Source organism: Massilia scottii (assembly GCF_030846495.1).
GTDB lineage: Bacteria > Pseudomonadota > Gammaproteobacteria > Burkholderiales > Burkholderiaceae_D > Telluria_A > Telluria_A violaceinigra.
The window spans coordinates 1-13,258 of sequence record NZ_JAVCWM010000040.1 but is presented as its reverse complement, the minus strand read 5'-3'; the positions used below and the strand labels follow the sequence as shown (position 1 = coordinate 13,258).

Annotated in this window: 12 protein-coding genes; 8 read left to right on the top strand and 4 right to left on the bottom strand. The window is 64.0% G+C overall.

All coding sequences use genetic code 11. From position 1 onward, the window contains the following. Window positions 1–70 precede the first annotated feature (70 nt). The 7 genes from yajC (at window position 71) to RBA41_RS31490 (ending at window position 8,797) form a co-directional block, all read left to right on the top strand. The gene (yajC, locus tag RBA41_RS31520) at window positions 71–406 is read left to right on the top strand and encodes a preprotein translocase subunit YajC (protein WP_306628306.1); all 336 of its coding nucleotides are present in this window, start codon (window positions 71–73) and stop codon (window positions 404–406) included. Between the two features lie 55 nt (window positions 407–461). Beyond that, window positions 462–2,336, top strand: coding sequence for a protein translocase subunit SecD (gene secD, locus RBA41_RS31515; RefSeq protein WP_306628305.1), 1,875 nt, complete (start codon window positions 462–464; stop codon window positions 2,334–2,336). A gap of 27 nt (window positions 2,337–2,363) precedes the next feature. Then, window positions 2,364–3,383 carry a protein translocase subunit SecF gene (gene secF, locus RBA41_RS31510; RefSeq protein ID WP_306628304.1) on the top strand — a complete coding sequence of 340 codons (1,020 nt, stop codon included), beginning with the start codon at window positions 2,364–2,366 and terminating at the stop codon, window positions 3,381–3,383. 123 nt (window positions 3,384–3,506) lie between these two features. Continuing rightward, complete coding sequence (locus RBA41_RS31505; protein ID WP_306628303.1) at window positions 3,507–4,199, top strand: helix-turn-helix transcriptional regulator; 693 nt, start codon at window positions 3,507–3,509, stop codon at window positions 4,197–4,199. A gap of 62 nt (window positions 4,200–4,261) precedes the next feature. Next, window positions 4,262–4,876, top strand: a complete 615-nt coding sequence (locus RBA41_RS31500) for a glutathione S-transferase family protein (protein WP_306628302.1) — start codon at window positions 4,262–4,264, stop codon at window positions 4,874–4,876. A 95-nt stretch (window positions 4,877–4,971) separates the two neighbouring features. Further along, window positions 4,972–6,423: an MFS transporter gene (locus tag RBA41_RS31495; protein WP_374709629.1), complete on the top strand. Its 1,452-nt coding sequence runs from the start codon at window positions 4,972–4,974 to the stop codon at window positions 6,421–6,423. 22 nt (window positions 6,424–6,445) lie between these two features. Then, window positions 6,446–8,797: a GH36-type glycosyl hydrolase domain-containing protein gene (locus RBA41_RS31490; protein ID WP_306628299.1), complete on the top strand. Its 2,352-nt coding sequence runs from the start codon at window positions 6,446–6,448 to the stop codon at window positions 8,795–8,797. Between the two features lie 28 nt (window positions 8,798–8,825). Here RBA41_RS31490 and gntR read toward each other — a convergent pair whose 3' ends face one another. The 4 genes from gntR to RBA41_RS31470 form a co-directional block, all read right to left on the bottom strand. Further along, the gene (gene gntR / locus RBA41_RS31485; RefSeq protein WP_306628298.1) at window positions 8,826–9,854 is read right to left on the bottom strand and encodes an HTH-type transcriptional regulator GntR; all 1,029 of its coding nucleotides are present in this window, start codon (window positions 9,852–9,854) and stop codon (window positions 8,826–8,828) included. Between the two features lie 289 nt (window positions 9,855–10,143). Then, the gene (locus RBA41_RS31480) at window positions 10,144–10,977 is read right to left on the bottom strand and encodes an HDOD domain-containing protein (RefSeq protein WP_306628297.1); all 834 of its coding nucleotides are present in this window, start codon (window positions 10,975–10,977) and stop codon (window positions 10,144–10,146) included. Window positions 10,978–11,097: 120 nt separating this feature from the next. Next, complete coding sequence (locus RBA41_RS31475) at window positions 11,098–11,379, bottom strand: hypothetical protein (protein ID WP_054265065.1); 282 nt, start codon at window positions 11,377–11,379, stop codon at window positions 11,098–11,100. Then, window positions 11,376–11,843: a MarR family winged helix-turn-helix transcriptional regulator gene (locus RBA41_RS31470; RefSeq protein WP_306628296.1), complete on the bottom strand. Its 468-nt coding sequence runs from the start codon at window positions 11,841–11,843 to the stop codon at window positions 11,376–11,378. Before RBA41_RS31470 ends, RBA41_RS31475 begins: the two co-directional genes overlap by 4 nt. Before the next feature lie 258 nt (window positions 11,844–12,101). Here RBA41_RS31470 and RBA41_RS31465 point away from each other — a divergent pair, with 258 nt between their 5' ends. Beyond that, window positions 12,102–13,052, top strand: coding sequence for a GlxA family transcriptional regulator (locus RBA41_RS31465; protein WP_306628295.1), 951 nt, complete (start codon window positions 12,102–12,104; stop codon window positions 13,050–13,052). Window positions 13,053–13,258 lie beyond the last annotated feature (206 nt).

Below are 13,258 nucleotides of genomic sequence, written 5' to 3'. Positions count from 1 at the left end.
CCCGCAGCCTCCGGTGCTAGAATACAGCGCTGATTTTTTAACGAAACTAACCTCAATATCGGAGTCCCCCGTGTTTATTTCCAACGCCTACGCACAAGCCGCTCCCGCTGCCGCCGATACCAGTTTGATGGGCAATATGTCCACCTTCCTGCCGCTGATTCTGATGTTCGTGGTCATGTATTTCCTGATGATCCGTCCGCAGCAGAAACGCGCGAAAGAACAGAAATCCATGATGGACGCGCTCGCCAAGGGCGACGAAGTCGTCACCGCCGGCGGCATCCTGGGCAAAGTCATCAAGGTCAACGACAGCTACGTGACCATCGAGGTGGCGAGCAATACCCACATCGTCGTCCAAAAGAATTCGATCACCACGATGTTGCCAATCGGCACGATGAAGTCCCTGTAAGCCTGATGGGCGGCCCTGTGCCGCCTGCCTGCTCAACATTGAACGCTGGAACACTATGAATCGCTATCCCGTCTGGAAATACATTCTCATCGTCATTGCGTTGCTGTTCGGCGCCTTGTACACGGCGCCCAACTACTTCGTTGAATCGCCCGCGCTGCAGGTGACGACAGGCAGTTCGACCCTGAAGATCACCCGCAGCACGGCCGACCAGGTCGAAGCCGCCCTCGCGGCAGCGGGCATCAAGTCCGACGGCCTGAGCCTGGACGGGACTGGCAGCACAACGTCCGTGCGTGCGCGTTTCGCCACCACCGACGCGCAGTTCAAGGCCAAGCTGGCGCTGGAGAAGGCGCTTAACCGCGATCCGGCCGAACCGGATTACATCGTCACCGTCAACCTGGTGAAGAACACGCCGCAGTGGATGCAGGCGCTGCGCGCGCTGCCGATGAACCTGGGGCTGGACTTGCGCGGCGGCGTGCACTTCCTGATGCAGGTTGACGTGGCCGCGACCACCGAGACCAAGATCAAGGGCATCCAGTCGAGCGTGCGCAGCCAGCTGCGCGACAAGGACGATGCGCGCCACACCGGCATCGAGCGCGTGGGCCAGACCATCGAAGTGCGCTTTGCCGATGCCGGTAACCGCACCCGCGCGCGCCAGCTGCTGGCAAGCCAGTCGAACGACCTGCTGTTGACCGACGCGTCCGACGCGACCGGCCTGAAACTGGTCGTCGCGCTCAAGCCGGAAGCGCTCCAGAGCACCATCGAAGAAGGCGTCAAGCAGAATATCTCGACCCTGTCCAAGCGCGTCAATGAACTGGGCGTGTCCGAGCCGATCATCCAGCAGCAGGGCCGCGACCGCATCGTGGTGCAGCTGCCCGGCGTGCAGGACGTAGCGCGCGCCAAGGACATCATCGGCCGCACCGCCACGCTGGAAATGCGCATGGTCGACGATACCGTGGTGCCGGGCATGGAATCGGCCTCCACGATTCCGCTCACGTCCGAACTGTTCACCGACGAGACGGGCCGTCCGATCGTGCTGCTCAAGGACGTGAACCTGACCGGCGACTATATTTCGAGCGCCATCGGCACCAATGACCAGAACAACCAGCCGGCCGTGAGCCTGGACCTCAATGGCGATGGCGGACGCAAGATGCGCGAAGCCACGCGCGACCGCGTCGGCAAGCGCATGGCCATCCTGCTCAAGGAAAAAGGCAAGTACACCGTGCTGTCGGCACCGACCATCAACAGTGAACTGGGCAGCCGCTTCCAGATCACCGGCATGGGCACGATGGAAAAGGCCAACGAACTGGCGCTGCTGCTGCGCTCCGGCGCCCTGTCGGCACCGATGGAAATCATCGAAGAACGCGTGATCGGCCCGCAACTGGGCGAAGAAAACGTCAGCAAGGGCTTGTACTCGACCGTGTACGGCTTTGCCGCGATCGCCATTTTCATGATCATCTACTACCACATGTTCGGTATCTTCAGCGTCATCGCGCTGGCCTCGAACCTGCTGTTCCTGCTGGCGCTGCTGTCGTGGTTGCAGGTCACGCTGACGCTGCCGGGCATCGCCGCGATCGCGCTGGCGCTGGGCATGGCGATTGACGCCAACGTGCTCATTAACGAGCGTATCCGCGAGGAGCTGCGTGCCGGCGAGTCGCCGCAAAAGGCGATCGCCACCGGTTTCGAGCGCGCCTGGGCCACCATTCTGGACTCCAACGTGACCACCCTGTTCGTCGGCATCGCCCTGCTGGTGTTCGGTTCCGGTCCGGTGCGCGGCTTCGCCGTGGTCCATTGCCTGGGTATCCTGACCTCGATGTTCTCGTCCGTGTTCGTGTCGCGCGGCGTGGTCAACCTCTGGTACGGCCGCACCAAAAAACTGAACAAAGTCTCGATCGGTACTGTCTGGACTCCTGGCCTGTCGGTCACGAAATAACAAGCACTTACTACAACAGGACTCAAGATGGAATTTTTCCGCATCAAGAAAGATATTCCCTTCATGCGCCATGCGTTGATTTTCAACGTGATTTCGGCGCTGACCTTCGTGGCGGCCGTGTTCTTCCTGGTGACCCGCGGCCTGCACCTGTCGGTCGAATTCAAGGGCGGCACCGTGATGGAGCTGAAGTACCCGAACGCGGCCAACCAGGAAAAGATCCGCACCGACCTGATCAAGCTCGGCTACGAGCAGCCTGAAGTCTCCAGCTTCGGCACCGCGCAGGAAGTCATGCTGCGCCTGCCGATCATCGAGTCAGTGGCCGGTTCGACCGGTTCCCAGGTCGTCTTCGGCGCGCTGTGCAAATCCGAAGGCGGCGCGGTCACCAGGATCGATACCGTGGTCAAGGGCCAGAGCGTGGCCAAGGATGCCTGCCGCTCGCCGGCCGGCGCCGAGCTGCTCAGTCTCCAGAAAGTCGAATTCGTCGGCCCGCAGGTGGGCGACGAACTGGCCCACAACGGCATCAGCGCCCTGATCATGGTGGTGGTGTTCGTGGTGATCTACCTGGCCATCCGCTTCGAGTGGAAGTACGCCGTCTCGGCCATCCTGGCCAACTTGCACGACGTGGTCATCATCCTCGGCTTCTTCGCCTTCTTCCAGTGGGAGTTCTCGCTGGCGGTGCTGGCCGGCGTGCTGGCGGTGCTCGGCTACTCGGTCAACGAATCGGTGGTTATTTTCGACCGGATCCGCGAAAACTTCCGCAAGCAGCGCAAGGCCAGCGTCGAGGAAGTGATCGACAACGCCATCACCAGCACCATCTCGCGTACCATCATCACGCACGGCTCGACCCAGATGATGGTGCTGTCGATGCTGATCTTCGGCGGCGCGACCCTGCACTACTTCGCCATGGCGCTGACCATCGGTATTTTGTTCGGTATCTACTCGTCGGTGTTCGTCGCCGCCGCCATCGCCATGTGGCTGGGCGTGAAACGCGAAGACCTGATCAAGCCGGTCAAGGAAAAGGACGAAACCGACGGCGCCGTCGTTTAAGCGCAGTCCCGCCGCTCCCTGAACAATGCCGCCCGGCTCACGCTGCGCGGCATTTTTCATGGCTGCGCCGTGTCATCCTTCACATCGCCGCCGAACCATGATGTTTTATGTCCGCCCGCCGCCATGAGCCGCACCAACCGCCTGTTCCTGCTGCTCGACGCCCTGCGCGGCCACCGCCGGCCCGTCACGGCCGCCGTGCTGGCCGAGCGCCTCGGGGTCTCCGAACGCACCATCTACCGCGACATCCAGACCTTGTCGGAGCTCGGCGCGCCGGTCGTTGGCGAGGCCGGTGTCGGCTACATGATGCGCGCCGGCCTGTTCCTGCCGCCGCTGATGTTTTCCACCGACGAACTCGAAGCGCTGGTACTGGGCGCGCGCTGGGTGCGGCGCCAGGGCGACGACGCGCTGGCCGAGGCGGCATCGAACGCGCTGGCCAAGATCGCCACGTCCACGCCGAAGGACCTGCGCGACTGCATCGCCGAGACCAGCCTGTGGGTGCCGGTCGGGCCAGGCGCGCCCGAGGCGACCGCCTTCGTGCGCCCCGCGCGCGAAGCGATCCGCGACCAGCACAAGCTGCGCATCGGCTACCGCGACGCCGGCGGCGTGGCGACCGAGCGCACCGTGTGGCCGTTCGCGCTGGCCTTTTTCGAGGGCGCGCGGGTGCTGGCCGCCTGGTGCGAGCTGCGCGGCGCCAACCGCCACTTCCGCATCGACCGCATCGCCAGTGCCGCCTCGGACGGCGAGCGCTATCCCGAACACCGGCACGAGCTCATCAAGCGCTGGCGCGCCGAGATGTGCATGAGCGACGACTCCTGACAGAAACTGACGCGGGTCGCTTCTATCATGGCCGCTCCAACAACTTTTCACGGAGCTGCATCATGCGCCTGTTTCATAATTCCCTGTCATCGAATGCGCGCCGCGTGCTGATGGTCGCCGAGCAGCTTGGCCTGCCGCTGGACATCGTCAATGTCGACCTGATGAGCGAAGGCGACCGTACGCGCCTGCACGAAATCAACCCGAACGGCAAGCTGCCGGTGCTGCAGGATGGCGACTTCCTGCTGTGGGAATCGTGCGCCATCATGCAATACCTGTGCGACATCACGCCGGGCCAGCAGTTGTATCCGCAGGATGCGCGGGTGCGGGCCGACGTCAACCGCTGGCTGTTCTGGGGCAGCCAGCATTTTGCCGAGACGGTCAGCATCCTGTCGTTCGAGAACTTATGGAAGGGCATGATCGGCATGGGCGAGGCCGACCCGGCCGAGGTGGCACGTGCCGAGGGCGAACTGCGCAAGCTCGGCGCCGTGCTCGACGGGCACTTGGCGCAGCATGACTGGCTGGTGGGAGAGGCCCTGAGCCTGGCCGACATCGCCGTCGTCGCGCCGCTGATGTACCTGGAGCAAGCCAAGCTCCCGCTGGGCGACTTCGTCCACCTGATGCGCTGGTTCGACCGCCTGCGCCAGCGCGACCTCTGGAAAAACACCGAAGCCGGATAAAAACTTTCCTAACCGGGGTCAGACCTCCCAATCGAAACTTTTTTGTTTCTAATCGGAGGTCTGACCCCGGTTAGGCAATTTCTTCATTGACACCCATGGGCAGCGTGGGCATACTTGATGTCGTGATGTTAGCGCTAACATCAGATCGGCACCGCACGACGGTCGCCGTCCATCGAGGAGAGCCCCCGTTGAGTGCAACACCGCTGCCGTGGCGTGAAAAGATCAGTTATGGCCTGGCCGATATGGGCTTCAATTTCTATTGGGCCAATATCGCGACCTTCCTGATGATGTTCTACACGGACGTGTACGGGATCTCGGCCGCCGCTGCCGCCTCGATGATGTTCGTCATTAAGATCGTCAACGCGTTCACCGATCCCCTGATCGGCGCCGTGGCCGACCGCACCAGCACCGGCTTCGGCAAGTTCCGCCCTTATCTGGTCTGGATGGCGCTGCCGCTGGCCGGCGCCGGCGTGCTGACCTACACCACGCCCGACCTGGGCGAGAACGGCAAGCTGGCCTGGGCCTACGGCACCTATCTGCTCATGATGGTGTGCTACACCTGCATCAACATCCCCTACAACGCCTTGTCCGGCGTGATGTCGGCCGAGCCGCAGGAGCGCTCCACCATCAACGGCCTGCGTTTCATCTTCGCCTTCGCCGGCAGCATGCTGGTGACGGCCGCCACGCCAGGCATGGTCGGCCTCCTGGGTGCGGGCGAGGGCATGGACGCGACCCGGCGCGGCTGGCAGCTGACCATGCTGGCCTGGGGCGTGCTCGCCTCGCTGCTGTTCGTGGTCACGTTTTTCAATACGCGCGAACGCATCGCGCCGCCGCCCCGGCAAAAAACGCGCGTGCGCGACGATATCCGCGACCTGGCCGGCAACCGCCCGTGGATGGTGCTGTTTTTCCTGGCGCTGATCATCATGGTGTCGATCACCCTGCGCACCACCACCGCCGCCTACTACTTCAAGTATGTGGTGGAGCGCCCCGACCTGCTCAAGTCCTTCCTGCCCGCCTACATGGCCGCCGCCGCCGCCGGCGCCGCCCTCACGCCGCTGATGACGCGCTTCGTCGACAAGAAGACCCTGATGATGGTGCTGATGTCGCTGACCGCGCTGTTCTCCGCGGCGTTCTTCTTCGTCGACGCTACCCAGATCGGCGCGATGTACGCGCTGCAGATTGCCCTTGGCCTGGTGCTGGGGCCGAAGTCCCCGCTGGCGTTTTCGATGTATGCCGACACGGCCGACTATAACGAGTGGCGCAATGGCCGGCGCGCCACCGCGATGACCTTCGCCGCCGCCACGTTCTCGCAAAAACTGGGCACGGCGCTGGCGGTGGGCGTGATCGGCACCGTGTTCACGGCGCTCGGCTACGTGCCCAATGCGGCCCAGTCGAGCGGCTCGCAAGCCGGGATTGTCTGGCTGATGTCCGTCATTCCCGCCTTGTTCGCGCTGCTCGCGGTGGCGGTCATGTTTTTCTATAACCTCGACAGCCACAAACTGCGGCAGATCCAGGCCGACCTGACGGCGCGCAAGGTGCCGCTGTAACGCTTTTTTCCGGAGACGTTTTATGTTACGCCCCACCGACGACGGTGCCCGCTACGAATTGAGCAGCCCGACCGCGATGCCGCACGCCGCCGGCTTCCTGTGGAACCGCAAGATGATGATCCAGGTGACCTGCCGCGGCTACGCGGTGGCCCAGTTCATGCAGCCGGAACCGGCCAGGTACGCGCACGCGCCGAACATGGAAGCGAAGTCCTTCATGCAGCCGGAGCAGGCCTATTTTGCGCACCATCCGGGCCGCTTCTTTTATGTGAAGGACGAAGACACGGGCGAACTGTTTTCCGCCCCCTACGAGCCGGTACGCGCGGCGCTCGACCGCTTCAGCTTTTCGGTCGGCCAGAGCGACCTGGCCTGGCACGTCGAACACCTCGGCATCGGTATCGACCTGCGCCTTTGCCTGGCGCCGGACGCGGTGGTCGAACTGTGGTCGCTGCGGGTCACCAATCTGTCCGGCCGCCCGCGCAGGATCAGCGTGACGCCGTACTTCCCGATCGGGTACATGTCTTGGATGAACCAGTCGGCCGAGTACCGCGCCGACCTGCAGGGCATCGTCGCCAGCAGCGTCACGCCGTATCAGAAGGTGGCGGACTACTTCAAGAACAAGGACTTCAAGGATAAGACCTTCTTCCTGTGCGAGCAGGTGCCCGATTCGTGGGAGGCCAACCAGGCCGCCTTTGAAGGCGAGGGCGGCCTGCATAACCCGTCGGCGCTGCAGGGCGGCGCGCTCGCCAATGGCGACGCGCGCTACGAGACCCCGGCCGCGGTGGTGCGCTACCAGCTGGCGCTGGCCGGCGGCGCGGCCAGCACACAGCGCTTCCTGTTCGGCCCCGCCTTCGACGACGCCGAAATCGCGGCCCTGCGCAGCACCTGGCTGAGCGAAGAGGGCTTTGCCCGTGCCGCCGCGCAGGCGCAGGCTTACGTGGCCGGCGGGCGCGGTTGCGCACGCATCTCCACGCCCGACAAGGAACTGGATAATTTCGTCAACCACTGGCTGCCGCGCCAGGTGTTCTACCACGGCGACGTGAACCGCCTCACCACCGACCCGCAGACGCGCAACTACCTGCAGGACAATATGGGCATGAGCTTTGTGCGTCCGTCCGTGATGCGCGCCGCCTTCCTGCATGCGCTCAGCCAGCAGGAAGCCTCCGGCGCGATGCCCGACGGGATCCTGCTGGCGGCCGGCGCGCAGCTCAAGTACATCAACCAGGTGCCGCACACCGACCATTGCGTGTGGCTGCCCGTGTGTCTGCAGGCTTATCTCGACGAGACGGCCGATTATGCGATGCTCGATGACGCCGTGGTCGATGCGGCCGGGCGCAGCGAGAGCGCGTTTGCGCGCGTGGGGCGCGCCATGGACTGGCTGCTGGCCGAACGCGATCATCGCGGCCTGTCGTTCATCGCGCAGGGCGACTGGTGCGATCCGATGAACATGGTGGGCTACAAGGGCCGCGGCGTGTCCGGCTGGCTGACGGTGGCGGCGGCGTATGCGCTCAAGCTGTGGGCTGGCGTGTGCGAGCAATGCGGCGAGGCCGGCCAGGCGCAGCACTTTCGCGATGGGGCGGCGGCGATGAATGCGGCGGCCAACGCCCATCTGTGGGATGGCGCCTGGTTCGCGCGCGGCATCACCGATGACGACGTGGCGTTCGGCGTGAGCGCGGATGCGGAAGGGCGTATCTACCTCAATCCGCAGGCGTGGTCGATCCTGAGCGGAGCGGCCGATGGCGCGCAGACGGCCAGCATGCTGGCCGAAGTCGAGCGCCAGCTGTATTCGCCCTACGGCGTGACGATGTTCGCGCCGCCGTACAGCGCCATGCGCGACGATGTCGGGCGTGTGACGCAGAAGCATCCGGGGTCGGCGGAAAATGGCGCGGTGTACAACCACGCGGCGGTTTTTTACATTTTCAGCTTGTACCGCATCGGCGAGTCCGAGCGCGCGCACATGCTGCTGCGCCAGATGATTCCGGGGCCGGACGACGCCGATTATCTGCAGCGCGGGCAGCTGCCGGTGTTCATTCCCAATTACTACCGGGGCGCGCACCGCGAGTATCCGCGCACGGCGGGCAGGTCGAGCCAGTTGTTCAATACCGGGACCGTGTCGTGGGTGTACCGCTGCATTGTCGAGGGCTTGTGCGGCCTCAAAGGCGATGCCGACGGGCTGACGATCAATCCGCAAATGCCGGCCGCGTGGCAGCGCATGGATGTGGAGCGCGAGTTTCGCGGGGCGCGCTTTGTCGTGCACGTAGAGCGCGCGGATGTGAAGGGCGTGATGGTCAGGTATGCGGGTAAATTTTTACCTGAGGCGCGCATGACGGGGATCGTGGCGGGGGCGGAGTATCGGCTGGATGTATTTGTGCCTTAGCCTTGGCGCGGGTACGACGGGAAAGCGCCTACGCGCTCTCGCGCGCCATCAGCGTAAACCCCAGATCGATGCGCGTCACCGGCGGCGTCTCGCCCTTGATCGCAGCGCACAGGAGGCTGGCCGCCTCGAACCCGATCTGGTAGCGCGGCGTGTCGATCGTGGTCACCGATGGCGTCATCCATGCCGACGCCGGCAGATCGTTAAACCCGCACACCGCCAGTTGCCCCGGCACCGCGATCCCGCGCCGCTGGCACTGGTAAATCGCGCCATGCGCCAGGTCGTCATTGCAGCAGAAAACCGCGTCGCAGTCGGGCGCCTGGTCCAGCATCCGCCCGAGCAGCTCGGCCCCCAGCGCGATGGTCGACGGATCGCCCACCATCAGCTCCAGGCGCGCATCGAGCAGGCCCGCATCGCTCATGGCCTTGCGGTAGCCGTCGGCGCGGCGCAGGGTGCGTTCGTCGAGCTGGGCGCCGATGAAACCGATGCGGGTGTAGCCCTTCCCGATCAGATAGCGCGCCATCGCGTAGCCCGCGTCGAACTGCGAAAACCCGACCGACAACTGTCCCGGCGCGCTCCCCAGGTCCATCATCGACACCACCGGCACGCCCGAGGCGGCCAGCATCTGCGTCACCCGCGCGCTGTGGCTCAGGCTGGAGAGCAAAATTCCGTCCGGGTTCGATTGCAGATAAATGCCCAGCAGCTTTTCTTCCTCGGCATCGGAATAGCGGGTGTTGCCGATCAACAGCTGGTAGTTGCTGGCCTCCACCGCATCCTGGATGCCTTCCAGCACGGCGGTGAACACGGCATTCGACAACGACGGCACCAGCACCACGATCACGTTCGACTGCGCCGAGGCCAGCGCGCGCGCGGCGCGGTTCGGCACGTAGCCGAGTTCGGCAACAGCCAGCTCGACCCGTTCGCGCACCGCCGCCGACACCAGCGCCGGCTGGTTCAGCGCGCGCGAGGCGGTCATCGCCGACACGCCGGCATGCACGGCCACCGCCGCCAGCGTGGTTTTTCCGCTTGCCCGGCTCTTGCTGCTGCTTGTTTTGCTCATGGGGTCACTGATCGCGTTGGCATTTTGAAAAGTTTTATGGGTTTCCATCCCCTCTGTGCATGCTTTCCGTCAACACAAAGGAAGTTTCCACATGGAATTTTTCAGTTGTGTGTGTTCACGCACAGAAGGGGGGGCATGCCGCAGACTATAGTGGAACTGTCTCTTTCAGGACATCCCTAGTTTTGGACTTCGCCCGCTTTGATACAGCGGGCATTTTTTTGCCCGGACGGAACGCGTCGGAAAACAGGCAAGGGGAAAAGCAGGCGCGGCAGGACGCCGCGCCGCCGGCTTACATCAGGGCCGAGGTCAGGCTGCTCACTTCGGCAGCCGATTCTTCCAGGATGCTGTTGAGCGTGCCATCGCCGATGACAAAGTCGATGGTTGCCGCCGCCTGGCGCGAGGTCGCGCCGGCACGTTCGTACAGGGGCGAGGGGACCGGCGCCAGGTCGTTCGCCAGCAGCAGGGTGTCGCCCAGGGTTTCGGGCGGCAGCGCGCGCATGCCGACCCAGAGCGCCTCGATGGCCGCCATCACCGGCGCCGGCACGCCCAGCCGTTGCAGCACGCAGCGGCCGATGATCTGTTCGCCATGTTCGATCCAGTCGTCCGGCTCGCCTTCAAACAGGCCCGGGAACTCGTCCGCGCGCGAGAGCATGTAAAAGCCGCCCACCTCGTGCACGATGCCGGCGAACATCGCCGTTTCCGGGTCCAGGTTGGCCACCCGCCGCGCGATCACCTGCGACAGCGCCGCCACGTGGGCCGAGTGCTGCCACAGCTGGCTGGCCTTGGCGCGCAGGGAGGGTTCGGTGATTTTGCTGTCGAGCTGGCGCACGATGACCGCCGCGCCCAGCGCGTTGAGGGTACGGAAACCCACCCGCTGCACGGCCGTGCGGACATTCGTCACTTCATTGCCGGAACGGTTATAGGCGACCGAATTGGCGATCGCCACGGTGCGCGCCGCCAGCAGCGGCTCGGCCTGCACCAGGCGGGCCGCCGTATCGGCATGACAGTCGGGATCGTTCAGCGCGCGCTGCAGCTTGAGCGTGGCGTCGACGTTGGTCGGGAAACTCAGTTCCCCCCGGCTTGCTTGAGCAGCGATGCTCTTGTACGCTTCGAGTCTGTCCATGAAAAAATTATACTCCGATAACCCAGCCGTGTTTGTCGTAAAAACGTGCTTTAAAGCATTTATCTACGCGCCGCCCGGACACCCCTGTCACGGGGCTGGCCGGCGGACACGGCCTGGCAATCAGGGCTCGCTGAAGATCGCGTCGCAGCCATCCTGGGTCGCTTCGGTATCCTGCAGCTCATCGACCAGGCCCAGGTCGAACAATTCCTCGACTGCATTCATGAAGCTGTTGAGCTTGGTTGCGCCGATCAGGCGATAGATCTCGCCGGCTTCGTTGCGCACGCCGATCAGCATCTTTTCCTGGCGCACTTCGTCCGGGGTGGCCACGTTGAGCAGCAGGTTGCCGATGATGTGCTTGTCAAAATGGGCGGGCTTTTTGCCTTCGAGCAGAGTCGTTTTCAATCTTCTTCCTTGTGTTGTTGTAATGTGGGGCAAACGGCATGGTCGGCGATCACTTGCTTGAGTTTGCCCAAGCTGGCATCGATGGTATCGAAATCGGCGTCCGAGAACGACGAAAACAATTGCCTGCCTTGCTCGACCACCTTGGGAAACACTTCCTGGAACACCGCCTCGCCCTGCGCGGTCAGGCGCACGTAAAACGAGCGCTTGTCGTCGCAGCTGCGTTCGCGCGCAACCAGGCCCTTCTGTTCCAGGCGGTCGATCACGCCGGTCAGCGTGCCCTTGGTGATCAAGGTTTTCTCGCCCAGTTCCTTGTACGTCATGCCCTGCGTATTGCCGAGCGTGGCGATGATATCGAACTGGGCATGCGTCAAGCCGCACTGGCGCACGGATTCGCCCGAAAAGCGCTCGAAGCTCTGCAGGCACTCGGCCAGCAAGCGCACACTCCTTAAATAACGTTCCCCCATAGGCCGTGATTATAGCTGGCTGCGCCCGGTTTGACGGCGGCGCGCGGGCTTATGCGGGCTGGGCAGCCCCGGTAGCGGTCGCACTGATGCTGATTTGATACAGCGCGCAGCGGGCCGGATGGCATGGCGGCCGCTGGCCGGGCCCGGGCAGGTTCGTTGATCTCCGGTATGATAGTCAGCCGATGGAATTCCGAGGCGCCTTGCCGGCGCTGGTCCCTTTGTTATGACGCACTTTGCAGACGCACCCATGCCCGTCCAATGCCACTAGCCAAACTCGCCCGCCTGGCGCAAGAAACACCGCTGCGCGTGCTCCTCATCAACGCCGGCGAACCCGATGCGCTGACCTGGGCCGGCCTGTTCCAGCCGCTGCGCCTGGCTGCCAAGATCCTCGGCCCCGAGCGCTTGCACGTGGACGTGCGCAGTCCCGACAAGTTTGCCGCCGACGCCCAGCGTCACTGGCATCTGGTGCTGCTCGTGGCGGACGAAGCGCAAGCCTCGCTGAAGCCGGCCAACAGCCGCATCCTGATCGAGCGCTGCCGCGCCGCGCCGTTCTGGGGCGGGGTCGGGGCGGGCGTGCTGTGGCTGGCCGACGCGGGCGTGCTCAACGGCGTGCGCACGGCCCTGCCGTGGGCGCTGTACGCCGAGGTCGACACCGTGGCCGACCGCGCCCTGTTCACCCCGAACCTGTTCGAGATCGACGACAACCGGCTCACCTGCTGCGGCGGCGCGGCCAGCATCGACTTCGCGCTGAACCTGGTCGAGATCATCTTCGGGGCGGGGGTCCAGGCGCGCATCAAGGAAACGCTGTGCATCGACCGCGTGCGCGGCAAGGAAGAGCGGCAGCGGGTGGCCTTGCAGGCGCGTTTCGGCGCCCTGCAGCCCAAGCTGACCGAAGCGGTGACCTTAATGGAAGCGAACATCGAAGAACCGCTGTCGACGGACGACATCGCCAATCTGGTGGGGATATCGCGGCGCCAGCTGGAGCGGCTGTTCAAGCAATACCTGGGCAGCCTGCCGTCGCGCTACTACCTGGAGCTGAGGCTGCAGCGCGCGCGCCAGTTACTGCTCGACACGCATTACTCGATCGTCCAGGTCGGGCTGATGTGCGGTTTCTCGAGCGGATCGCACTTCTCGACCGCCTTCGGCGCCCTGTTCGGCAACACCCCGCGCGAAGAACGCCAGCGCAAACTCGCCGCCCCAGCCACGTAGATTCCTACAACCGGGGTCAGACCTCCAATTCGAAATAATTGCGCATCGTCCACTGATTTTAGCTCTGCAGTAGCACCACCGGGTGCGTATATGTAGACCTGGACTTCTACCGGGGGGCGTCAGGCGCTACTTTATGTAGGATCATCAGCAATTAGTTTCTATTCGGAGGTCTGACCCCGGTTAGGCAATTTAATTCGTTTCTAATC